Genomic DNA, 22,227 nt, shown 5'->3' on the forward strand with positions numbered 1-22,227 from the left:
AGCGCGATCGGTCGATACGAAATGGTAATGAAAGTTGTATCGAGTGCCGGTTTTTGCGTGTTGGTGCAGCCTCAGCGTGATAGCTTGCATGCCACGACAGAATCCGAGGGGACGGCCGGTTGATCGACAAGCTTGAACTGCTGCTGGCGCTGGCCAAGGAGCGGCATTTTGGACGGGCGGCAGAAGCCTGCGGCGTCACCCAGCCGACCATGTCGACGGGGCTGAAGCAGCTCGAGGAGATTCTAGGTGTGATGCTGGTCCAGCGCGGGTCCCGATTTCAGGGGTTCACCCCCGAGGGCGAGCGGGCGCTGGACTGGGCGCGGCGGATCGTGGGCGATGCCCGCGCGATGCGCGACGAGATCAACGGGCTGAAGCATCAGCTCTCGGGGGAGATCCGCATCGCGGCGATCCCGACCGCGCTCGGCATGGTGGCATCGCTGACCACGCCGTACCGGGCTCGGCATCCCGAGGTGCGTTTCAGCATCCGCTCGACGACCTCGTCGGAGGTGCTGGGGCTGCTCGAAAATCTCGAGGTCGATGCGGGGTTGACCTATATCGAGAACGAGCCGATCGGCAAGGTGCGCACCATTCCGCTCTACAATGAGAGCTATCGCTTGCTCACCGCGCCCGATGGGATGTTCGGGGACCGCGAGACGGTGACCTGGAAGGAGGTCGGGCAGGTGCCGTTATGCCTGCTGACGCCCGATATGCAGAACCGCCGGATCATCGATCGCGCGCTGCGCTCGGTCGGCGCGGAGGCGACGCCGACGCTGACCTCGAACTCGCTGCTGGTGCTGTTCACCCACGTCAAGACGGGGCGATGGGCGAGCGTGATGCCGGCCAAGCTCGCCGAGACGCTCGGCCTGTCCGACAAGGTCCGTACGATCCCGATCACCGACCCCGAGGTCAATTACAGCATTGGCCTCGTGATCCCGCAGCGCGATCCCATGACGCCGCTGATCGCGGCGCTGGTCAATGTCGCGCGTGAAGTGGCGCCGACGCTGCAATCGTAAGGGGCAATGCGGGACGGCCCGAGCAAGCGCCTCGTCCTTCCTAAGCCGCGGCGGAAATGCCGGACGCCGCCTTGATGGCATCGCGCGGCAGCGTCACGCGGACGACGGTGCCGACTTCGAGCCTCGAGCGCAGCCGCATCGAGCCACCGTGGAGCTGCGCCAGCGAGCGGGCGATCGCAAGCCCGAGCCCGGAGCCGTGATAGGTCTTGGTGAGCTGGCTTTCGACCTGCTCGAACGGACGCCCGAGCCGCGCCAGCGAGTGCGGCGCGATGCCGATGCCGGTGTCGGCGATCATCAGCACGATCCTGTCCTCGAGCTGCCGGCTGCGCACCACGATGCGTCCGCCGTCGGGCGTGAACTTCACCGCGTTGGACAGCAGGTTGACGACGATCTGCTTGGTGGCGCGGCGGTCGGCGACGACGGAGATGGATTTCTCGATGTCGGCATCGAGCGTCAGGTGCTTGTCCTGGGCGCGGCCGGAGACGACGCGCAGGGATTCAGCCAGCGTCCGCGACAGGTCGAGCTCTTCCATGTCGAGCTTCATGCGGCCGGCCTCGATCTTGGACATGTCGAGGATGTCGTTGATGACCTCGAGCAGATAATGGCCGCTGGTCAGGATGTCGTGGCAGTATTCCTGGTACTTCTCGCTGCCCAGATCGCCGAACATGCCCGAGCCCATGATCTCGGAGAAGCCGATGATCGCGTTGAGCGGCGTGCGCAGCTCGTGGCTCATATTGGCGAGGAATTTCGACTTGGTCTGGTTGGCTTCCTCGGCCCGGGTCTTCTCGCGCTGGTACTTCTCGGCGAGGTCGGCGAGCTCGATGGTCTGGCGTTCCAGCGCCGCCTGCGAGCGCTTGAGGTCGATGACGGTGGCGCGCAGGCGCAGATCGTTGTCGACGAGCTTCTGCTCGTGCTCCTTGATGCGGGTGATGTCGGTGCCGACCGAGACGTAGCCGCCGTCCTTGGTCCGCCGCTCGCTGATGTGCAGCCAGCTGCCGTCGTCGAGCTGCGCTTCGAAGGTGCGCGCGCCCGGGCCCTGGACGCCGGTCTCGTTGTGGCGGGTGCGCACCTCCGGCATGCGGCCGACTTCCAGCACGGTCTCGTAGGAGGTGCCGGGGATCACGGCCGTGTCGGGCAGCTTGTGCAGGCGCTGGAAGTGCGAGTTGCAGAGCACCAGGCGGTCGCTGGCGTCCCACAGCACGAAGGCTTCCGGAATGGTCTCGATCGCGTCGCGCAGGCGAAGGTCGGCTTCCACGGTGCGCTCGGCAAGGCTCTTCTGCTCGGTGATGTCCACCGCAATGCCGATCAGGTGCATGCCGGAATCGCTGGCGCCGCGGGTCCGCTCGCAGCGGACGCGCAGCCAGATCCAGTGGCCGTCCACATGCTGCATGCGGAAGGTCTGGTCGATATGGTCGATCTTCTCGGAGATCAGCTGATCGGCGATCGCGAACAGGTCGATGTCGTCGGACTTCACCAGCGCGTTGACCTCGCCGAAGGTGAGGAGCTCGTTGCGGCCGTCGAGGCCGAGCATCGAGAACATCGATTGCGACCAGAAGATCCGGCCGCGCGACAGGTCCCAGTCCCACAGGCCACAGCGGCCGCGGTTGAGCGCGGTGTCGATCCGGCCGCGCACGGCGTCGTTGATGAGGTCGCCTTCGCGGGCGCGGGTCGACTGCCAGTGGAAGGCGAAGCCGAGGATCAGCACGACGAAGCCGGTGGTCGCCGACAGGGTCACCGAGAGCGCCGCGTCCGAACCCCAGATCGGCTCGTTGCGCTCCTGGATCACGGTCACGAGGCCGGGCAGCGACTTGATCGTCCGCGAGGTCGCCAGCGCCGCGTTGCCGTTCGGCAGCGTCATGCTGGAGACATCATTGTCGCGCGGCGGCGCGGCGAGCAGCTGCGCGGTGGTGATCGAGTCGAGCAGGCGATCGTTGCCGGCGGGATCGTTGTCGATCGGAATGCGGGCGAGGATGCGGCGGTCGATGCCGGCCGAGGTGACGACGACATGGCGGCCGGAGACCCTGGCCTTGGACGGGATCATGTCGGGCAGCAGCGTCGGCAGGTTCTCGATGTTCTTCAGCCGCTCCTGCCGAACCGAGGTGACGCGGTCGATGCGCTCGGCGAGCAGTTCGGCGAGCATCGAGATCTCGTTCTGGATCACCAGGCGCTTCTGGCGGGTCTGGTCGACGACCTGGACGAAGGCACCGAGGCAGATCGTGATGAGAAAGGCGATGATGAGCGTCGGCACGGCGCGTCGCAGCGCCGGCTCTGCAATCAAGAGCCGATGATAGGCAGGTTTCGCGATCGATTGCGCCAATCCCTTGATCGAATCGGATTGGACGCACGCGTTCGCGGCGTCTGCGCGCGCCATGCCTTCGGCCCCCTGAAACCTGCTTGCAACTGCGTTCGAAAGCAGCCCCACGTCGCTTTCGAATCACAGCGATTTGAATCCAGTTTGCGCAGGCTGTCGAGAGTCAACGAAACGTTAACGCGAAAAATTTCTTATCCAATGGAGAGTTTGCGCGCAGTGAGCCCGCAAAGTCACGTGCGTGATGAGTCCGAAACGAGAACGCGGGACTCGTGCGTTCAGCGTCACGCGCGCGGCGGCTCGGCGTGACTGATGACGCGTTTCACGCTCGGGAACGCGCGGCGGAGCCGGCGCTCGATCGCGTCGACGTGCTCGTGCACCCTGATCACACTCATCGACGGCGTGGCGCGGCAATGGAAGTTGACGATCTCGCCGGCGTCGGTGTTGCGAACGCGCACATTATGGATGTCGTGGATCTCGCCGCCGGCGGCATATTCCGTCAGCGCCGCCGCAATGGCCTGCACCCGCTCCGGTGCCGCATCGACGCCGAACGGCAGTTCCGGTTCCAGCGGCTCGATATGGACGTCGACCTCGACGTCCTCGCCGAACTCTTCCTGGATGTTCCGCTCCAGCGTGTTGGCGACGTCATGCGCCGCCTCGAGCTGCATTTCAGCGTCGACCTCGAGGTCGATGCTGACGATCAGCTTGGCTCCGAGGTCATGCACCGTGACGTGGTGGATGGCGAGGCTCGAATTGCGCGCGATCACCATGATGCGGTCGCGCACGGTCTCATTGTTGCGCGCGACCGGGACCGGGGTGAAGGTGAGGTCAGCATCACCGAACGCCTTGTCGACGGCGGCCTGCGCCTTGCGCTTGATCTCCTCGACGCGGTCGATCGGATAGGTCCGCGGCACCTTTGCGATGGTGTCGATGAAGGTGGTTGCCCCGACCATGCGCACGCGCAGCCGCTCGACGTCGATCACGCCGGGCACGCTGCGGATCGCGGCCGTGGCCTTTTCCTGCGCTCCTTCCGGCGCGCGGTCGACCAGCGTCTGCACCGTCGATCCCGCCATGCGCAGGCCGAGCAGGGCGATCATCACGGCGACCGCGGCGGCCGCCGCCGCGTCGCCCCACCAGAAGCCGAGGGCAGCCAGGATCAGGCCGATGATCACGGCAAATGAGCCCATGACGTCGGACGCAAAATGCAGCGCATCGGCCGCGAGGGCCTGGCTCCTTGTCTCGCGTGCAGCCCGATGCAGGGCGCGGGCGCGCCAGAGATTGACGGCGATGTCGGCCACCAGCACGACGAACGGCACGGCTGAGATGGTCGGCGGCGGAGTTCCCTCGCGCAGCCGGCTATAGGACTCGACCAGGATGCCGCCGGCCAGCACGTAGAGCAGCGCGGTGACGCCGAGCGCCGAAATGCTCTCGAGCTTGCCGTGGCCGTAATGATGCTCGTCGTCCGCCGGCTTGTCCGAGACCCGCACCACCGCCCAGGTGATGATGGTCGCCACCAGGTCGATCGAGGAGTGCAGCGCTTCGGAGATCAGCGCCAGCGATCCGATCGCGATGCCGACCACGAATTTGGCCGCCGCCATGCCGCCGCTGGCGAGGATCGAGATTGCCGCGACCGAGGTCTTGTCGTGTTGTCCGCTCATGGCGGGGATTTAGCAGGGCGCTCGCGAACATCAAGCGATGATCCACAGAAGTCGTCGCGAGTGAGTTGCAGGAGCGAAGCTGTTGCGAATGCTTCCGAATTGAATGGTAGCTGATGCCGCTCGCTCCGTCATGCCCGGGCAGAAGCGCGAAGCGCGTCTTCGCGCTAGATGTCCCGGGCATCCACGTTCTTTGTGCCAAGCCGCCAAGACGTGGACAGCCGTGGGACAAGCCCGGCCATGACGAGCGGAGAAAGCTGCGCGTTACAGGTCGGGTCCCCTGCCGGCGCTACACCGTCACGACGATCTTCCCCAAATGCTTGTTCGCCTCCATGTGGTCGAACGCCTGGTCGATCTGGTCGAACGGATAGACCTTGTCGATCGGCAATTGCAGCTTGCGCGACTCCACCGCGCCCCAGATGTCCTTCCTGACCTCGTCGAAGATCGTGCGGACCTCGTCGATGGTGCGGGTGCGGAAGGTGACGCCGATGTAGCTGATGCGGCGGGCGGCATGCAGGTCGAAGTTGAAGTCGGCATGGGTGCCGCCGAGCCGGCCGACATTGACGATGCGGCCCAGGATCTTGGTCGCCGCCAGGTTCTGGTTGGCGACCTTGCCGGAGACCTGGTCGACGATGAGGTCGACGCCTTCGCCGTTCGTCGCCTTCAGCACCTCGTCGACCCATGTGGGATCGGAGGAATCGACCGCGAGGTCGGCGCCGTATTCCTTCAGCCGGCCGCGGCGGTAGGCATCGGTCGAGGAGCCGATCACCAGTCTTGCGCCCTTGAGTTTGGCAATCTGCATCGCCATCAGGCCGACGCCGGAGCTTGCGCCCTGGATCAGCACGGCCTGCCCCGGCTGCACGCCGCCGACGGTGACGACGGCGTTGTGCATGGTCGCGAGCGCGACGGGGAGGGTGGCGGCCTCCTCGAAGTTCATGTTCGAGGGCGCGCGAAACAGCCGGCCGTGATCGGCGAGCGTATACTCCGCGAAGGCCGCGCCGCCCGATCCCATGATGCGATCGCCGACCTTGACGCCCTTCGCGTCCGGTCCGAGCTCGGCGACTTCGCCGGCCCATTCCATTCCGAGCACGGTGCCGACGCCGCCGGCGGCGCCGTGGGCGTGACCCCTGCGCATGCCGGTATCGGCGCGATTGAGTCCACAGGCGCGGACGCGCACCAGCACCTGAGTGCCCTTCGGCTTTGGTTGAGCGACGTCGGAAATCCGAGCGCCATCAGGACCGTAGACGTAAGCCTTCATGAATTGCTCTCGCTTCTTGCAGTGATTATTCAGCGGCTTGCGCGCTTGGCTGAGCGATCATGCCTTCGAGCCGGCTGCGAATGATGGCTTCCGCCTCACGCACGATCCGCGAGATCAGCTCGCCGCAGCTCGGGATGTCCTGGATCAGGCCTTGCACCTGGCCGGCCGACCAGATGCCTTCGTCGGAGTTGCCGGTCGCATAGACCATCTTGCCGCGGGCACCCGCAACGAGCTCGCGGATATCCTCGAACTTGGCGCCTTCCTTCTCCATGGCGACGACCTTGGTCGAGATCTCGTTCTTGGCGACGCGCGAGGTGTTGCGCATGGTGCGGAAGATCAGCTCGGTCTCGCGCTCATCATTGGCGACGATCTTCTCCTTGATGAGCTGGTGGATCGGGCTCTCCTTGGTCGCCATGAAGCGGGTGCCCATGTTGATGCCCTCGGCCCCGAGCGCGAGCGCCGCGACGAGGCCGCGGGCATCGGCAAAGCCGCCGGAGGCGATCATCGGGATCTTGACCTTGTTGGCGGCGGCCGGGATCAGGATCAGGCCGGGGGTGTCGTCCTCGCCGGGGTGGCCTGCGCATTCGAACCCGTCGATCGAAATGGCGTCGACACCCATCCGCTCGGCCGACAGCGCGTGGCGGACGCTGGTGCATTTGTGCACGACCTTGACGCCGTGCTTCCTGAACTCGTCGACATGCTCCTGCGGCTTGTTGCCGGCGGTCTCGACTACGGTGATGCCGGCTTCGATGATGGCGGCGCGGTATTCGGCGTAGGGCGGCGGCTTGATCGCCGGCAGGATGGTCAGGTTGACGCCGAACGGCTTGTCGGTGAGGTCGCGGCAGCGCGCGATCTCCTTGGTCAGGTCCTCCGGCGTCGGCTGGGTCAGCGCCGTGATGAAACCGAGCGCGCCGGCATTGGCGACCGCCGCGACCAACTCGGCCCGTCCGACCCATTGCATGCCGCCCTGGACGATCGGGTGCTGGACGCCGACGAGTTTTGTGAAGCGTGTCTGCAGCATGATGTTTCCCCCTGGGTGGCCGGCAGGCTCTGTTATCGATTGATGGCAGGAGGATGCCGCCCGGGTCAGGAAAAGTCTATTGCGCCGGCCTGCGGTGAGGACGGGGCGTCATGCGGGGCGCGAGGGTGATTCCGCAGGGCGGATAATTGGGGTGACGCTCGCCACATCCACCGCAGTCGTCCTGGCGAAAGCCAGGACCGATAGCCACAGGGAGATATTGTTTTTGCGCGATGGTGGCCACGGCGCGCCTCGACAACGCCGACCGGGGTAATGGGTCCTGGCTTTCGCCAGGACGACTTTGGAGAGTTTGCCCCGCCGCGCTAGCAATGACGGCTGCGTTGCTACTCCGCCGACAGCCGCACCATCTGGCGGCCGCCGTTGATCTCTTTCAGGCTGTTGACGAAGTTTTCCGGGCGCTGCCAGCGATAGGGGACCTTCAGGCCCATGTACTCGGCGATATCGCCGATGAAGCCGGTGCAGTTGGTGGTCTCGGCGTTCCAGACCGGGGAGCTCGCCTGCAGTTTCTTGATGTAGGCGAAGACGCGCTTGGCGTCGGCTTCGTTCAGATAGACCCGGTAGCTCGCCGTCAGATATTCCGGATCGAGATCGCCGTAGCTGGCGCCGGTCTCGGACGGCACCCAGGTGAGGTGACCGAGCACGTAGCTCAAGGTGTCGCCCTTGGGCGTGAGGCCCGCGACCTCGACGGCGCGCTCGCTGGTCTTGCCGTACCAGACGAAGGCGTGGCCCCAACTCGCCGCGGTCCGCGCGCGGAAGTCGACGTAATAGGGACCCTTCTTCGCGCGCGCGATGGAGCGCCGCGTGGCTTGCGGTGCGGCGTCGGTCGCAACAAGCGCACTGGCGTCGGCCATGCGCTTGTTCGTTTCGTGTTTCGTTTGTTGGGCCGAGGCCGAGGACATCAAGCATGCGAGCATGGTCGCAAGCGCGAGTCCTGCAAGGATGCAGGATCCCGATCGATTAGGTCTGTTCGTCACGTTGTGCCCCTCGACTGTCGGCCGCTTACGCAAATCCAGCGCGTAGTCTGTCGCGCCTCAGTAGCGCGCGGCGACCGGGCCCGGCGCCTTGCCGATCGGGGCCTTGCCAATCGGGCCCTTGCCAATCGGCATCTTGCCGATCGGGGCCTGCTCGGCCGGATAGACCGGCACGGGCTGGCGGCGCGGCAGATCCGCGGCGTTCGCAACCGTCACCAGAGCAAGCGTCGAACCCAGAACAATTACAAGTTTCTTCACAGTCATACCCCTAAGCAGGTTTGGTCCAAACACGGCTGAGCCGTGCCCCCAGACACGCCTTCCACAAGGGCGGCCGAATGCGACCACAGTGCGGCACCCCCGCGACATGTTGGCGGCATTGATCGGGCGCGCGCAGATGTGATGTGTGTCGGAATGATTCGGCGTTCCGCACGCTCTTCAGCGGTCGGCGCTGAGCCGAAAATGCATCTCGATCTTTGCCTGTGAGCCTTCGCTCGCAACGCGCCACGGTGAAAAACCGGGCGTGGGATCCGGATCGGAGGGGAGATCAATCGACCAGCGCTGCGTCGGCACACCCGGCAGCGTCAGGCTGACGGCGCGGTGGCGCGTCTTGTACATCAGCGACGCCGTGGAGATGATCGCCTTGCGGTCACCGTCATGCGCACGCCAGTTCGGAGGCAGCATGGCGTTGGCATATCCCGAAGCTTCCTCGACCTCGATATGTACGTCCTCCTCGTTGTCCGGCAGGGTCATGCCGGCGGGCAGGCGAAACTCGACCTGGAGCGTCATGAAGCCGTGACTGAGATCGGGCGAGCGAATGAATTCGTACCATCCCCAATAACCAAGGATGGCCACGACAAGCAGAACGGTGACGGTAAAGGGGAAGGAGAGCTGCGTGGCGTGGGGAGGCGCGGCATCAGCGACTTCCGCGGGCGGCTGTGACGCCGCGTGCCGGACCAGGCCGAAGCGCAGAAACAGCCAGATGCCGGCGATCAGGCCGACCACGCCACCGATCGGGCCGATGTCGAAGAAGGCCCCCATGGCGATGCCGCCATCGCGGTCCGGCCCCGCCAGCATGACCACCAGTGCGGCCAATGCCGACCAGCCGGCAAGAGCGCCGAGCAGACCAGACAAGAAGCCGAGGATGAAGCGCATGGGCGATTGGTCGCGCGCAGGTCGATTTCGGTTCGAACCGGTCTGTATTTCCCGCCGACCCCCTCCGCCGTCATTCCGGGGCGCGCGTAGCGCGATTTCCTAACCCAACTCGCGCTCGTGATTATGGATTCCGGGCTCGGCGCTTTGCGCCGCCCCGGAATGACGGAGAGAGAGAGGAGGGACGGCCCTGCCGCAGGCTACAGCCGAAACTCGTTCGTGAGTTCGCCGATGCCGTCGATCGCAATGGTCACGGTATTCACCGGCTCCTTCATTACGCCGACGCCGACCGAGGTGCCGACGGCGATGAGGTCGCCGGGGAGCAGGGTCATGTCGTGCGAGATCTTGCTGACGAGGGCTTGCGCACTGAAGATCATGTCGGAGATCGGATAGTTCTGCCGCTCGGCGCCGTTGAGGATGGTGCGGACGGTGAGCTTGGCCGGATCGAGGCCGGTCGCGATGACCGGACCGAACGGGCCGTAATCGTCGATGCCCTTGGCGCGGGCCCATTGCGGGAAGGTGGGGTCGCTGGTCAGGATATCGTTGGCGGTGATGTCGTTGACGCAGGTGTAGCCGAAGATGAAGCCGTCGGCCTCATCAGGCGAGACGCGCGCGCAAGTCTTGCCGATGACGATGCCGAGCTCGCCCTCATAGGTGGTCTTGCCGTCGTAATAAGAGGGGCGGCGGATTACGGCCCCCGGCGTCGTGATGGTGGTGGTCGCCTTGAGCAGATAGAGCGGCTCCGGCGGCTCGGGCTGATTGAGTTTCGCCGCGAGCGCGTGAAAATTGTTCCAGAGCGCGACGATCTTGCTGGGCGCGCAGGGCGCCAGAAGCTCGACCTCCGACAACGCCAGAATCTTGCCGGTGGCCGCGTTGCGTCCGAACATCTCGCCTTCATGCACGCTGATGCCTGACGCGGTCAGCGTGCCGAAGCCCGTGGTGCCGGCGTGACGGAAGCGGAGCCACTGTTTCATCTCGCCCGCCATCACGCCACCGCCAGCGCGCGAGGATCCGATGGTGCCGACACGCCGTCATAGAGCCCGGCGATACGGGCGCGCTGGGTCACCATCGCCAGCACGGAATCGAGCGCAGGCGTCGGGATCCTGGTCAGGCGCCCCATCTCCTGCACCACGGTGACGAGCGGGTCGATCTCCATCGGGCGGCCGCGCTCGAGATCCTGCAGCATCGAGGTCTTGTGTGCGCCGACCTTGCGGGCGCCTTCGATGCGGCGCTCGACGTCGACGCGGAACTTGACGCCGAAGGTCTCAGCGATCGCCTGCGTCTCCACCATGATCGCGCGCGACAGCGCCCGCGTGGACGGATCGGTGCAGATCACGTCGAGGGTTGCGTGGGTGAGGGCGCTGATCGGATTGAAGCAGACATTGCCCCATAGCTTGAGCCAGATCTCGTCGCGGATGCGGTCGAGCACCGGTGCCTTCAGCCCGGCTGCGACGAAGAGATCGGCAAGGCGCTGCACGTCGCTCGTGATCTCACCGGAGGGCTCGCCGAGCGGAAAATTGTTGCCATAGACGTGGCGGATCACGCCGGGCGCCTCGATCTCGGTGGCGGGGTAGACGATGCAGCCGATGGCGCGTTCGGCGCCAAGCTCGCGCCATTGCCGTCCGCCGGGATCGATGCTCTCCAGTGTCGAGTTCTCGTGCTCGCCGCCGTGCTTGTGGAAGTACCAATAGGGGATGCCGTTGACCGCGGTGACGATGCGGGTGTGGGGCCCGAGCAGCGGCTGCATCTTCTCGATCACGCCGGTGATTGAATGCGCCTTCAGCGTGACGATGACGTAGTCCTGCACGCCCAGCTCTGCCGCGTTGTCGGTGCAGCGCGGATGGACGGTGTGCTCCTCCTCGCCGGCCAGCAGCGTGAGGCCGCGCTCGCGCATGGCGGCGAGGTGGGCGCCGCGTGCGACCAGGCTGACGTCAGCGCCTGCGCGCGCCAGCTGCACGCCGAGATATCCGCCGATCGCGCCGGCGCCATAGATGCAGATCTTCATGAAATCCTCGCGGGACTAAGTTGGCAACTGGTTCGATTGATCGGGCCACAGCTTCTCTGCACCGCTCCCGCTTGCGGGAGAGGTCGGCGCGCTCGAAGAGCGCGGCGGGTGAGGGGTTCTATCCTCCTGGGGAGTCTCCCTAGCGGAGACACCCTCTCCCCAACCCTCTCCCGCAAGCGGGAGAGGGGGCCAGGAAGAGCGTCGCTTTAAGCGGCTGCTTGCGGCGAGCCGTTGAGCGCCTCGTCGACGGCAGCCGCGATGTCGCGCATGCTGATGACGGAGACGAGGCTGTAGTCGTCGATCACGGGCAGGTGCCGGATGTGATTCCGGTTCATCAGATGCCTGACGTGCTCGATCGTGTCTGAGGAGGTGCAGGAGACGAGCTGCTGCACCGAGACGAGTTGCGAGACCTTGACGTTGACGGCGCCCGCACCGTGCTCGGCAACCGCGCGCACCACGTCGCGCTCGGTGAACATGCCGACCGCGGTGTTGCCTTCGGAGCGGACCACGTCCTTCACCACCAGCGCGCTGATGTTGTTGGCCCGCATCAGCTTGGCGGCGATACCCACCGTTTCGTTCATTCGCACCGTGACAACGCGCGGCGTCTTCTTGCGCAGAATGTCTCCGACCAGCATTGCAACCTCCCTGGGTGAATGATGAGGGAAGTGTGGTATACATAATGCCAAACGTCAAGCGTTGGATTTGGCTGATCCGAAAAATCTTGCGGCAGCATTGCTGACGTTTGTCATCGCAAAGCCAAAGCAGAAGACAACAAAAAAGGGGCGCATCGCTGCGCCCCTCTCGATCGACGTGGAAGGTGTGTGGCGGCTCAAGCCGTCTCGGTCTTTGCACCCGCCGTTGCGGTGTTGGCGCTCTCGGCTTCCTTGCCCAGGATGAAGGAGCGGCGCAGCGGCTTGATCACGAACAGCGCCATCAGCGCGGCCGTCGCGTTCAGCGCCACAGCCACCACGAACACGGCCTTCCAGCCATAGGCGGCCGAGATCACGCTTGCGAGCGGGACGAGCAGGGAGGCGGTGCCCTTCGCGGTGTAGAGCATGCCGTTGTTGGTGGTCGCGAATTTCGAGCCGAAAGTGTCGCCGCAGGTCGCGGGGAACAGCGAGTAGATCTCGCCGAACACGCCGAAATACACCGCAGTGGCCAGCACGAACACGACCGGGACATGGCCATAGGCCGACAGCGTCAGCAGCATCAAAGCGGCGGTGCCGAAGGCGATGAACATGGTGTTCTCGCGGCCGATCGTGTCAGACACGAAGCCGAAGAACGGGCGGCCGAAGCCGTCGAAGATGCGGTCGAGCGAGATCGCGAAGGTCAACGCCGCCATCTGGAAGCCGGCGAGCGAGACCGGCGTGTCGGCGATCTTGAAGTCGTGAGCGATCGGCGCGATCTGCGCCGCGGTCATCAGACCGCCGGAGGCGACCATGACGAAGACGAGATACATCACCCAGAAAATCGGGGCGCGCAGCACTTGCGGCGGGGTGAAGTCGATCTTGGTCTGCGGCAGATTGAGCTGCTTCTTCTTCGGCGGGATCGAGATCCGTGGCGGCTGGATGAAGAAGGCGAGCACGAAGACGATCACGCCCTGGCCGATGCCGAAGGTGAGGAACGCGTGCTGATAGCCGCTCGAGACGATCATGGCCGCGATCGGTACCACGGTGAGGGCCGCGCCCGCGCCGAAGCCGGCAGCCGTCGCGCCGGCGGCGAGGCCGCGGCGGTCGGGAAACCATTTCAGCGCGTTGCCGACGCAAGTGCCGTATACCGCGCCCGCGCCCATGCCACCGATGACGGCCGCCGTGTAGAGCAGGGGAAGCGAGTCAGCGAAGGAGTTGAGCACCCAGGACAGCGCGATCATCACGCCGCCGAACATGATGACGACGCGTGGGCCGTATTTGTCGACGAACCACGCCTCGACCGGCACCAGCCAAGTCTCGGTGACGACGAAGACGGTGAAAGCGAGCTGGATCGCGGCGCGACCCCAATGATGTGCGTGATCGATCGGATCGACGAACAGCGTCCAGCCGTATTGCAAGTTGGCAATCATCGCCATGCAGACGATGCCCATCGCGAGTTGGAGCCAACGGAAACCTGTGCGAAGCGGCGCGGCCGTGACGGCGCCATCCGTGCTGGAAATCATCAACAACCTCCCAAGCGCCTGTCTGGTCACGACCCGCTCGGCCAATATGACGGAGTGTCGCAAATATTGTGGCTTATCGTCGCAAGCGCGGCAGGCAGCTTGGTATACCATATTCCAGAATGCAAGCCCTATCTTGGGGGAGGGCTCAGGAAATGTGCAGGGTTCCTTCGGGTTTACGGTATCAAGGTATATTCTGGTAAAACGAAAACGCCCGGCCGTGAGGCCGGGCGTCGTCCGCCGGATGGTTTCCAAGCGCGATGTCAGATGGTCGATTGCGCGACCACGACCTTGCGCCAGGGCTTGAGCACCACGAGCGCCAGCAGCGAGGCCAGGATGTTGGCGCCGGCTGCGAGGATGAACACGTTGTCCCAATGGCCGGAGGTCTGCTGCACGTAGTTCGCAAGCGGCACCAGCAGCGCGGCGGTGCCCTTCGCGGTGTAGAGCAAGCCGGCATTTGTGGTCGCGAACTTCGCGCCGAACGTGTCGGTGCAGGTCGAGGGGAACAGCGAGTAGATCTCGCCCCAGGCGAAGAACACGAAGCCGGACAGGATCACGAACCAGATCGGATCATGGCCCCAGAGATAGAGCATCCAGATGCCGACGCCTTCCATGCCGAAGGCGACGAACATCGTGTTCTCGCGGCCGATCATGTCGGAGATCCAGCCGAAGAAGGGACGGGTCAGGCCGTTGAGCACGCGATCGATGGTCGCTGCGAACGTCACCGCAGTCATTGTCATGCCGATCAGCGTGACCGGCACCGCGTCGACCTTCCAGTCGACCGCGATCGGCTTCAGGTTCGCCGTCACCATCAAGCCGCCGGCGCCGACGATCACGAACATGAAGTACATCAACCAGAAGATCGGCTGACGCAGGACTTCCGTCGGCTGGTAGTTGCGCCGCGTCTGCAACAGCGCGGCATTCGCCACCACGTTCGGCACCTGGCCTGCCTTCGGCGCCAGCAGGAAGAAGGCGAGAATGCAGATGATGATGCCTTGTCCGAGGCCGAAATAGAGGAAGGTGGTCTGGAAGCCGCTATCCTTGATCATGGCCTGGATCGGCGCGACGGTGAGCGCAGAGCCCGCACCGAAGCCGGCAGCGGTGATGCCGGCTGCGAGACCGCGCTTGTCGGGAAACCATTTCAGCGCGTTGCCGACGCAGGTGCCGTAGACGCCGCCGGCGCCGATGCCCGCGACGATCATGCCGAGATAGTAGCCGTTGAGCGTGGTCGCCTGCGCGTTGATCGCCCAGCCGATCGCGCAGAGCACGCCGCCGACGAGCACGACGATGCGCGGGCCGTATTTGTCGACAAACCATCCTTCGACCGGCACGAGCCAGGTCTCGAACAAAACAAAGAGAGTAAAGGCCCACTGGATCGACGCGCGATCCCAGCCGAATTTCTTCTGGATGTCGGGGACGAAGAACGTCCAGCCATATTGGTAATTGGCGATCATCACCATGGCCGCTACGCCGATCGCCAGTTGCGCCCAGCGATACGTGTCGCTGACGCGTGCGGCCGTAGGAGCCGTTGTTGTCTGCACCATGTCCGTCATGAATCCTCCAATAGCGCTTCTGTTTTTTTGAGCGAGCGTTGGCGGCATTGTTGTATTCATTATGCCAAGCTTCAAGCGCGCGTCGGCCCATTGTGCGCTTATGACGCAACCCCGTTTGCGAGACCGCGCGAATGTGCCGATTCCCAAATAGAAATGGCCCCGCAGAGCGGAGCCATTCTTCAAAAGTAGGAGTTCGCTGGTTTTACAACCGGCGCGACAATTCGACGCGCCGCGGTCTCGCGTGGGACCCTAGAGGCCGAAGCGCGGCAGATCGCCGTTGTGGTTGGAGATCTCGGCGCTCGCCATCAGGAAGCGGTCAACGGCGGCCATGAAGCGGGCGAACAGCGAGGCGGAGGGCGCGAACGCAACGGAAGCGGTCTTGGACATTGGAATTCCCTTTCTTGAGACAGACAGTCTTGCTGTCTCACTTCGAGGGTTGTTTTATGTATACCAGATGCCAATGTCCATGCATGCCATTGCATAGCAGCATGGGGATTGCCGCATTGCAGCATAATGCTTCGTTAAAATGGGTCGCTTGGGGCCCAAAAGGTGTCATTTCGGGCTCCAGGGACCAGAACACTGGCTCCGGGCCACTACGGCTGGGCTCCTAACCCGGCTCTTGGCACCGCAGTGCAAAACGGCTAGTGGTTCGCCCCCTTCTCCAATCATCTGTCAGAGTGGTTCATGTCGAGCGCCTCGCCCGCCGTCTCGATCGGCATCGATTTTGGGACCAGCAACACCGTCGTCGCGCTGGCGGCGGACGACCGCCGGGTCGAAGCCATCCGGTTCGACCATGGCGGCCAGCGCCACAGCGTCTATGTCTCGGCCTTGTGCTTCTGGGAGGACCGGCCGGGCGCCGGCGCCCAGGCTGAAGGCGGCCCGTGGGCGATCGAGCAGTTTCTCGAAGGCCGCCACGTCTACCGCTTTCTGCAGTCGTTCAAGACTTTCGCGGCGAGTTCCAGCTTCAACACCACCCAGGTGTTCCGGCAGCGCTTCAAGTTCGAGGATATTTTGGCGGCGTTCCTGCGGACGCTGGCGCGCCATGGCGGCGAGAAGTTCGGCTTCGAGGCGGCCAACATCACGGTCGGCCGCCCCGTGCGCTTTGCCGGCGGCAATCCCGACGATGATCTCGCCATGCAGCGCTACCGCGCCGCGTTCGAGCGCTTGGGCGCCGGCCATGCCCGCTATGTCTACGAGCCCGTGGGCGCGGCGTTCTCCTTTGCCCGCCGTCTCGAGCGCGATGCCACCGTGCTGGTCGCGGATTTCGGCGGCGGCACCAGCGATTTCTCGGTGATGCGCTTCTCGCGCGCCGGCGGTCATTTGCGTGCCGAGCCGCTTGGTCACGCCGGCATCGGGGTTGCGGGCGACACGTTCGACTATCGCATCGTCGATCATGTCGTCTCGCCACGGCTGGGCAAGGGGTCGAGCTTCCGTTCGTTCGACAAGGTGCTGCCGATCCCGAACAGCCACTACACCAACCTCGCGCGCTGGCATCAGCTCGCGCTGATGAAGAGCAACGGCGATCTGCGCGAGCTCAGGGAGCTTGCGCGCACCGCGCTGAAGCCTGACCTGCTCGAGGATTTCATCACCATCGTCGATCTCGATCTCGGCTTTTCGCTGTATCGCGCGGTGTCGGACGCCAAGGTCGCGCTGTCGGCCAAGGACGAAGTCGACTTCCGCTTCAAGGGCGGCGGCGTCGACATCGGCTCCACCATCACGCGGAAAAACTTCGATGCCTGGATTGCCGACGACATCGCGCGGCTCGGCGCCACGGTCGACAAGGTGCTAGGCGAAGCCCGCGTCACCGCGCGCGAGGTCGAGAAGGTGTTCTTGACCGGCGGCACCTCGTTCGTGCCCGCGGTGCGGAAACTGTTCGCCGACCGATTCGGCAACGAGCGGCTGATGTCGGGCGACCAGTTCGAGTCGATCGCCTATGGCCTGGCGTTGATCGGGCACAGCGCGGAGCCGGATCGCTGGACCGCGGACGGCGGACTGAAGAAGGCGGGCGCATAGCCCGCGTTCGCGCCGCGCGGCAAGTTCGAAGCAGCGCTATGCAGCGCCGATCGAGAGCGGGCGCTGCAGATGACGTGTCATCAACGCAGCCGCCTCCGCGTACCGGCCCGTCTCCAGAACGTCCAATAGCCGCAGATGCTCCGCAATGTGGCGGCGCATGCCGTTCCGATCGGCGAAGCTGCGATAAGCGAACAGGCGCCGGATCGAATTCACGCGCCGCAGCGATTCCACGAAAAAGGGGTTGCCGGCGCCGCGTGCGATCTCCTCGTGAAACTCGCAGCCGAACTGATAGACCTCGCCGATCGTCATCTTCTCGAGCTCACCGGCAAGAATCCGCTCCTGGCGCTGGCGCAGGCGATCGATCACGTCGGACGCCAATTGATAACCGGGCTGCAGGATCGCGGCCGGCTCGATCACGGCGCGGAAGGCTGCGACCTGGGTCTGTGCTTCAGGGCTCAGGACCGTCTCGCTGAAGCGCCAGCCATAGCCGGGCAGGCGAGCGATCCAGCCTTCGACCGCGATGCGATCGAGCAGACGCTGCAATTCGGTGCGGCTGAGCGCGTAGCGACGCATCAGCTCGGCCTCGGTGACGTCGGTGGGCAGGCGGCGGGCGAGCAGATCGGCTGCGACAGCGGCGTAGGATTTTTCCGCGCGGTTGACCGCTGCAATCGCGGATCGCGCGGCGTCGGTGCCCGGGCTTCTGGTCAGCACAAAGCCGCGGTTCGGCTCGCCGCGGGCAAATCCCGCGGCCTCGAGCGCCTTCAGGCCCTGACGGATCGGGGCGCGGGATACGTCGAGCGCATCGGCGAGCTTCTGCTCGATCAGCCGATCGCCGGCCTTCATGCCGTCCCGTCTCGCGAGCGCCAGGATCAGGCCCGCCAGATGCTCGCCGCGATCCGGTCCATTGCCGGCCGGACGGTTTCGAAAGGATTCGGAAGCGGACATGGCGGCGACCTGAAATTTCCAGCTTGACAGATCGTATCGCGGATTGTTCTTTTAGGCAACAATATACAATCTTGGGAGGGGAGCCGGATGGCCCGTGCGCCCGATGTTCACATCTGCGAAGTCGCCGCGCGCGACGGTTTGCAAAATCTGGACGTCTTCGTTCCGACCGCCGCGAAGTGCGAGCTCATCGACGCGATTGCCGCCGCCGGCGTCACCGAAATCGATGCAGGCTCCTTTGTGCCGCCGAAGGTGGTGCCGCAATTTGCCGACGTGGATACGGTGATGGCGCACGCGTTGCAGCACGCGCACACCGCAACGATCGGTGCGCTGGTGCCGAATTTCAAAGGCGCCGAGCGGGCGATCGCCGCCGGCGTCGGCGCGATCTACTTCGTGATCTCCGCCAGCGAGAGCCACAATCTTGCCAATGTGCGGCGCACGATCGAGGAGCAGCTGGATGGCTTTCGGGCCGTGCGCGCTGCGCTGGATGCGCTTCCGGCAAGCCGGCGGCCGAAGTTGATGGGAGCCATCGCAACGGCGTTCGGCTGCTCCATTGAGGGTGAGATCAAGCAAGCCGCGGTCGGCCGGCTGGCACGGGGGTTCGCGGAAGCGGGCGCCGACGAGATCGGCCTCGCCGACACCGTCGGCTACGGGACGCCGGACTTGATCAAAGACATCGTTCGCGTTGCCAGGGACGAAGTCGGTCCGCAGATGCCGCTCAGGCTGCATCTCCACGACACGCTCGGCATGGGTCTCGCCAATGCCGTCGCAGGCCTCGATGCCGGCATTCGCCGGTTCGATGCCGCCGTATCGGGCCTCGGTGGATGTCCGTTTGCGCCGGGTGCGCGCGGCAATGTCGTCACCGAGGACCTCGTCTTCATGCTCGAGCGCATGGGGCTTTCCACCGGCATCGATCTCGACCGGCTGATGCAGACCCGCGACATTCTCGCCCGTCACATCGCGCCACGGCACCTGACCGGACATCTGCATGAGGCGGGCATCCCGAAGGCCTTGCGGAGTGCCGCATGAGCGCCGTGCCTGCCGATGCACCACTTCGTCCGCTCGAAGGCGTGCGCGTCGTCGAGTTCAGCCAGATGGTCATGGGCCCGAGCTGCGGGCTGATCCTTGCCGATCTCGGCGCCGACGTGATCAAGGTCGAACCACCGAAGGGCGATCGCACGCGCTCGTTCAAGGGCCCGGCCTCGGGCTTCTTCAACACCTATTGCCGCAACAAGCGCAGCATCGCGCTCGACACTTCGACGTCGCGGGGCCAGCAAGTTGCGCGGCGGCTGATCGAGGGTTGTGATGTCTTCATCGAGAACTTCCGGCCCGGCCTCTTGAAACGTATCGGGCTCGATTACGAGTCCGTTGCGAGCTTCGCGCCGCGGGTGATCTACTGCTCGCTCAAGGGGTATCTGCCCGGCCCCTACGAGAACCGCCTTGCGCTGGACGAGGTGGTCCAGATGATGGGCGGGCTGGCCTATATGACCGGTCTGCCTGACCGGCCGATGCGCGCGGGCGCGTCCGTCAACGACATCATGGGGGGCATGTTCGGCGCAATCGCGATCCAGGCCGCTCTTACCGAGCGGCAGCGCACCGGCCGCGGCCGCTACATCCAGAGCGCCTTGTACGAGAACAACGTGTTCCTGATGGCGCAGGCCATGATGTACGAAACCGTCACGGGCGAACCGTCGACGCCATACTCCGTCAAGCAGAGCCCGTGGCCCGTCTATGACCTGTTCGACACGCGCGACGGCTCGAAGCTGTTCGTCACCATCGTCGGCGAGGAGCAATGGGCAGCCTTCTGCCGCGCGTTCGATCGCGAGGCCTGGTTGAACGATCCGCGCTTCGTCACCAGCCAGGACCGGGTCGATCACCGGGATTGGCTCATTCCGGAGATCGCCAAGATATTTGCGCAGTGGGACAAGTCCGCTCTCGCGCAAAAGCTCGATCAGCTCGATCTGCCCTATGCGCCGGTGAACAAGCCCGGTGACCTCTTCGACGATCCTCATCTCAACGCATCCGGTGGATTGATCGACATCGCGCTGCCGGATGGGGGTCGCGCCAGAACGCCGCTGCTGCCGGTGTCGATGGACGGGCAGCGGCTGCCGAACCGCTACGATCCGCCAAGAGTGGGCGAGCATACCAACGACGTGCTGACGGAAATCGGCTGCTCGCCGCAGGAGATTGCAGAGCTGACGGCGAGCGGAATTGTCACGGCTAAGCCTGCAGCTGCCTGACAACGGCAGCAATCAAAAACAATAGTCGCGAGGAGGAATGCATGAGGATCACGCGTCGCGAAGCGCTCATCGCCGGCTCGGCCTTCGCCGCCACGGCCTTTCCCCGCATAGCGAGCGCGGAAGGGAAGCCGGCGACGCTCGCCTTCGGGCCGATCTCGCCGGTCTACGCGATCGGCATGATCGCCGAGTTGAAGGGCTACTTCAGGGATGAGGGGCTCGACCCCAAGCTCGTGACCGGCAATTCCGGCACGTTCGGACGCCAGACGCTTGCCGCAGAGCAGGCGATGTTCGCGCATGGTGACGCCAGTCATCCGCTCCAGCTGTCCGCGCGAGGCAAGCCCTGCAAGATATTGTTGGCGACCGAAATGGTGTGCTCCTACGCCAACATCGTCGTCCGCAAGGATCTCTACGACAGCGGCATCAATTCCGTCGAGAAACTGGCGGCCTACAAGCGTGAAAACGGCGCCAAGCCGATCGTTGCCGCGACCGCCATCGGATCGGGCACCTGGGTCTACGGCACCTATGTGTTCGAGGCGCGCGGGCTCGGTGACAAGGTGAACTGGGTGGCCGGCGGCGGCCCCAACACCATGTTCCCGTCGCTGGAGACCAGGCAGTTCGATGCCATCATGGCGCCTCCCAGCTGGATCGTCGAAGTCGAGAAGAAGGGGTTCGGCAAGCTGATCTACGACACTGCGAAGCCCGGAGAGTTCGCGAAGGATTTCGGCGGCACGGTGCCTGTGCTGGTGATCTATGCGCTCAGCGACACGGTCACGCAGGACAGGGCGATGGTGCAGGGCTTCGTCAACGCCATCTACCGGGCCATGAAATGGGTGAAAACCTCGCCGCTTGCGGAAGTGCAGGCGCTGGTGGCGCCCAAATATTTCGCTGGCGTGGATACGGACGCGGTCACGGCCGAGCTTGGATTCGACACGTCAACCTGGGCCTATGACGGGACCATCGACAAGGCCTCGTTCGAGCGCGGCGCAAAACCCTGGTACCGCAAGGGGACCGATATCCCGGAGACCAAGTACGAGGACGTCGTCGACATGAGCTTCCTCGATGCCGCAAAGGCGAAGTTCAAGTGATGTTATCCTCTGGCCCCGGCCTTGCCCTTGCTGCGCAAGCGGAGAGCCCGGCCGTTCCGGGCCGGCGCATCGCCGTGCAAGGCCTGATGAAGAGCTTCAGCTCCGGCAGCGGACAATTCACTGCGGTGGACAACGTGTCCTTTGATGTCCGCCAGGGAGAGTTCGTCGCGCTCCTTGGACCTTCCGGCTGCGGCAAGAGCACAATTCTGAACATGGTCGCAGGCCTGCTGCCGCGCTCTGGCGGAGACATCCTGATCGATGACGACCACGTCGAGCCGGGCCGGGTGAACCGGAAGGTCGGCTACGTCTTCCAGCGCGATACGCTGTTTCCCTGGCGTACGGTCGAACAGAACATCGGCTACGGCCTCGAGATCGCAGGCGTCGCGAAGGCGGAGCGTGCCGACCGTGTCGCCAAAGCGGTCGACCGGGCCGGATTGACCGGATTCGCCCGGACATTTCCGCGCATGTTGTCCGGCGGCATGCGCCAGCGCGTCGCCCTGATGCGGACGCTGATCCTGGAGCCGGAAATCCTGCTGATGGACGAGCCGTTCGGCGCGCTCGACACGCATACCAAGCTCGAGATGCACAAGACGCTGCTCGAGATCTGGGAACGCGAGCGGCAGACCGTCCTCTTCGTCACCCACGATCTGGGCGAGGCGCTGACGCTTGCGAGCCGGATCATCCTGTTGTCGGCGCGGCCCGGACGGTTGAAAGAGGATTTCGACGTCTCTTTCCCGCGTCCGCGCGACCCGGTTGGCCTGCGCGAGACCGCCGAGTTCGGCCGCCTCTATTCCCATATCTGGCATTCGCTTGGCGAAGAGTTTCGCCGAACCAAGGCGGACTGATC

The 22,227-nt window shown here is 64.7% G+C and carries 20 protein-coding genes; 6 read left to right on the plus strand and 14 right to left on the minus strand.

From position 1 onward, the window contains the following. Positions 1-119 precede the first annotated feature (119 nt). Complete coding sequence (locus tag JQ587_RS23325; protein WP_212300437.1) at positions 120-1,013, plus strand: LysR family transcriptional regulator; 894 nt, start codon at positions 120-122, stop codon at positions 1,011-1,013. 40 nt (positions 1,014-1,053) lie between these two features. On the opposite strand, the gene JQ587_RS23330 is transcribed toward JQ587_RS23325, so the two are convergent. The 13 genes from JQ587_RS23330 to JQ587_RS23390 form a co-directional block, all read right to left on the minus strand. Continuing rightward, positions 1,054-3,384: a PAS domain-containing sensor histidine kinase gene (locus JQ587_RS23330; RefSeq protein ID WP_212426845.1), complete on the minus strand. Its 2,331-nt coding sequence runs from the start codon at positions 3,382-3,384 to the stop codon at positions 1,054-1,056. Positions 3,385-3,605: 221 nt separating this feature from the next. Continuing rightward, on the minus strand, positions 3,606-4,979 hold the full coding sequence (locus tag JQ587_RS23335) for a cation-efflux pump (RefSeq protein ID WP_212426846.1): 1,374 nt from the start codon (positions 4,977-4,979) through the stop codon (positions 3,606-3,608). Between the two features lie 286 nt (positions 4,980-5,265). Then, entirely contained in the window at positions 5,266-6,234 is a 969-nt protein-coding gene (locus JQ587_RS23340; protein WP_212300440.1) for a zinc-binding dehydrogenase, read from the minus strand. Between the two features lie 25 nt (positions 6,235-6,259). Next, positions 6,260-7,255: an NAD(P)H-dependent flavin oxidoreductase gene (locus tag JQ587_RS23345; RefSeq protein WP_212426847.1), complete on the minus strand. Its 996-nt coding sequence runs from the start codon at positions 7,253-7,255 to the stop codon at positions 6,260-6,262. 341 nt (positions 7,256-7,596) lie between these two features. After that, positions 7,597-8,247 (minus strand): hypothetical protein, encoded by a 651-nt coding sequence (locus tag JQ587_RS23350; RefSeq protein ID WP_212426848.1) that lies wholly within the window; start codon positions 8,245-8,247, stop codon positions 7,597-7,599. 57 nt (positions 8,248-8,304) lie between these two features. Next, entirely contained in the window at positions 8,305-8,508 is a 204-nt protein-coding gene (locus JQ587_RS23355) for a hypothetical protein (RefSeq protein ID WP_212300443.1), read from the minus strand. A gap of 171 nt (positions 8,509-8,679) precedes the next feature. Beyond that, a complete protein-coding gene (locus JQ587_RS23360) occupies positions 8,680-9,396 on the minus strand; it encodes a hypothetical protein (RefSeq protein WP_212300444.1) in 717 nt (238 codons plus the stop codon). A gap of 197 nt (positions 9,397-9,593) precedes the next feature. After that, positions 9,594-10,367, minus strand: a complete 774-nt coding sequence (locus tag JQ587_RS23365; protein ID WP_212426849.1) for a fumarylacetoacetate hydrolase family protein — start codon at positions 10,365-10,367, stop codon at positions 9,594-9,596. A gap of 11 nt (positions 10,368-10,378) precedes the next feature. Beyond that, entirely contained in the window at positions 10,379-11,398 is a 1,020-nt protein-coding gene (locus tag JQ587_RS23370) for a 2-dehydropantoate 2-reductase (RefSeq protein ID WP_212426850.1), read from the minus strand. 206 nt (positions 11,399-11,604) lie between these two features. Beyond that, positions 11,605-12,033, minus strand: a complete 429-nt coding sequence (locus tag JQ587_RS23375) for a CBS domain-containing protein (RefSeq protein ID WP_212300447.1) — start codon at positions 12,031-12,033, stop codon at positions 11,605-11,607. Positions 12,034-12,227: 194 nt separating this feature from the next. Continuing rightward, positions 12,228-13,550, minus strand: a complete 1,323-nt coding sequence (gene oxlT, locus JQ587_RS23380) for an oxalate/formate MFS antiporter (protein ID WP_212300448.1) — start codon at positions 13,548-13,550, stop codon at positions 12,228-12,230. A gap of 260 nt (positions 13,551-13,810) precedes the next feature. Then, positions 13,811-15,100, minus strand: a complete 1,290-nt coding sequence (gene oxlT, locus JQ587_RS23385) for an oxalate/formate MFS antiporter (protein ID WP_212300449.1) — start codon at positions 15,098-15,100, stop codon at positions 13,811-13,813. A gap of 249 nt (positions 15,101-15,349) precedes the next feature. After that, positions 15,350-15,487 (minus strand): hypothetical protein, encoded by a 138-nt coding sequence (locus JQ587_RS23390; RefSeq protein WP_198029410.1) that lies wholly within the window; start codon positions 15,485-15,487, stop codon positions 15,350-15,352. Positions 15,488-15,784: 297 nt separating this feature from the next. On the opposite strand from JQ587_RS23390, the gene JQ587_RS23395 reads away from it, so the two are divergent. Further along, positions 15,785-17,113, plus strand: coding sequence for an Hsp70 family protein (locus tag JQ587_RS23395; RefSeq protein ID WP_212426851.1), 1,329 nt, complete (start codon positions 15,785-15,787; stop codon positions 17,111-17,113). 36 nt (positions 17,114-17,149) lie between these two features. On the opposite strand, the gene JQ587_RS23400 is transcribed toward JQ587_RS23395, so the two are convergent. Beyond that, positions 17,150-18,058 (minus strand): GntR family transcriptional regulator, encoded by a 909-nt coding sequence (locus tag JQ587_RS23400; RefSeq protein ID WP_212426852.1) that lies wholly within the window; start codon positions 18,056-18,058, stop codon positions 17,150-17,152. Between the two features lie 87 nt (positions 18,059-18,145). Here JQ587_RS23400 and JQ587_RS23405 point away from each other — a divergent pair, with 87 nt between their 5' ends. The 4 genes from JQ587_RS23405 to JQ587_RS23420 are packed head-to-tail and all read left to right on the plus strand — an operon-like array spanning position 18,146 to position 22,225. Further along, entirely contained in the window at positions 18,146-19,084 is a 939-nt protein-coding gene (locus JQ587_RS23405) for a hydroxymethylglutaryl-CoA lyase (RefSeq protein ID WP_212426853.1), read from the plus strand. Further along, positions 19,081-20,295 carry a CaiB/BaiF CoA transferase family protein gene (locus tag JQ587_RS23410; RefSeq protein ID WP_212426854.1) on the plus strand — a complete coding sequence of 405 codons (1,215 nt, stop codon included), beginning with the start codon at positions 19,081-19,083 and terminating at the stop codon, positions 20,293-20,295. Before JQ587_RS23405 ends, JQ587_RS23410 begins: the two co-directional genes overlap by 4 nt. 41 nt (positions 20,296-20,336) lie before the next feature. Further along, positions 20,337-21,380 carry an ABC transporter substrate-binding protein gene (locus JQ587_RS23415; protein ID WP_212300454.1) on the plus strand — a complete coding sequence of 348 codons (1,044 nt, stop codon included), beginning with the start codon at positions 20,337-20,339 and terminating at the stop codon, positions 21,378-21,380. Then, the gene (locus tag JQ587_RS23420) at positions 21,380-22,225 is read left to right on the plus strand and encodes an ABC transporter ATP-binding protein (protein WP_212300714.1); all 846 of its coding nucleotides are present in this window, start codon (positions 21,380-21,382) and stop codon (positions 22,223-22,225) included. Before JQ587_RS23415 ends, JQ587_RS23420 begins: the two co-directional genes overlap by 1 nt. The last annotated feature ends 2 nt before the right edge of the window (positions 22,226-22,227 follow it).

Origin of the sequence: Bradyrhizobium manausense, from assembly GCF_018130615.1 — a bacterium.
Classification (GTDB): domain Bacteria; phylum Pseudomonadota; class Alphaproteobacteria; order Rhizobiales; family Xanthobacteraceae; genus Bradyrhizobium; species Bradyrhizobium manausense_A.

Coding starts and splice junctions, on each gene's coding strand:
- JQ587_RS23335 (WP_212426846.1), bottom strand. CDS start 4,979: ATGAGCGGACAACACGACAAGACCTCGGTCGCGGCAATCTCGATCCTC.
- JQ587_RS23390 (WP_198029410.1), bottom strand. CDS start 15,487: ATGTCCAAGACCGCTTCCGTTGCGTTCGCGCCCTCCGCCTCGCTGTTC.
- JQ587_RS23395 (WP_212426851.1), top strand. CDS start 15,785: ATGTCGAGCGCCTCGCCCGCCGTCTCGATCGGCATCGATTTTGGGACC.
- oxlT (WP_212300449.1), bottom strand. CDS start 15,100: ATGACGGACATGGTGCAGACAACAACGGCTCCTACGGCCGCACGCGTC.
- JQ587_RS23370 (WP_212426850.1), bottom strand. CDS start 11,398: ATGAAGATCTGCATCTATGGCGCCGGCGCGATCGGCGGATATCTCGGC.
- JQ587_RS23400 (WP_212426852.1), bottom strand. CDS start 18,058: ATGTCCGCTTCCGAATCCTTTCGAAACCGTCCGGCCGGCAATGGACCG.
- JQ587_RS23420 (WP_212300714.1), top strand. CDS start 21,380: ATGTTATCCTCTGGCCCCGGCCTTGCCCTTGCTGCGCAAGCGGAGAGC.
- JQ587_RS23405 (WP_212426853.1), top strand. CDS start 18,146: ATGGCCCGTGCGCCCGATGTTCACATCTGCGAAGTCGCCGCGCGCGAC.
- JQ587_RS23360 (WP_212300444.1), bottom strand. CDS start 9,396: ATGCGCTTCATCCTCGGCTTCTTGTCTGGTCTGCTCGGCGCTCTTGCC.
- JQ587_RS23365 (WP_212426849.1), bottom strand. CDS start 10,367: ATGAAACAGTGGCTCCGCTTCCGTCACGCCGGCACCACGGGCTTCGGC.
- JQ587_RS23340 (WP_212300440.1), bottom strand. CDS start 6,234: ATGAAGGCTTACGTCTACGGTCCTGATGGCGCTCGGATTTCCGACGTC.
- oxlT (WP_212300448.1), bottom strand. CDS start 13,550: ATGATTTCCAGCACGGATGGCGCCGTCACGGCCGCGCCGCTTCGCACA.
- JQ587_RS23410 (WP_212426854.1), top strand. CDS start 19,081: ATGAGCGCCGTGCCTGCCGATGCACCACTTCGTCCGCTCGAAGGCGTG.
- JQ587_RS23330 (WP_212426845.1), bottom strand. CDS start 3,384: ATGGCGCGCGCAGACGCCGCGAACGCGTGCGTCCAATCCGATTCGATC.
- JQ587_RS23355 (WP_212300443.1), bottom strand. CDS start 8,508: ATGACTGTGAAGAAACTTGTAATTGTTCTGGGTTCGACGCTTGCTCTG.
- JQ587_RS23375 (WP_212300447.1), bottom strand. CDS start 12,033: ATGCTGGTCGGAGACATTCTGCGCAAGAAGACGCCGCGCGTTGTCACG.
- JQ587_RS23415 (WP_212300454.1), top strand. CDS start 20,337: ATGAGGATCACGCGTCGCGAAGCGCTCATCGCCGGCTCGGCCTTCGCC.
- JQ587_RS23345 (WP_212426847.1), bottom strand. CDS start 7,255: ATGCTGCAGACACGCTTCACAAAACTCGTCGGCGTCCAGCACCCGATC.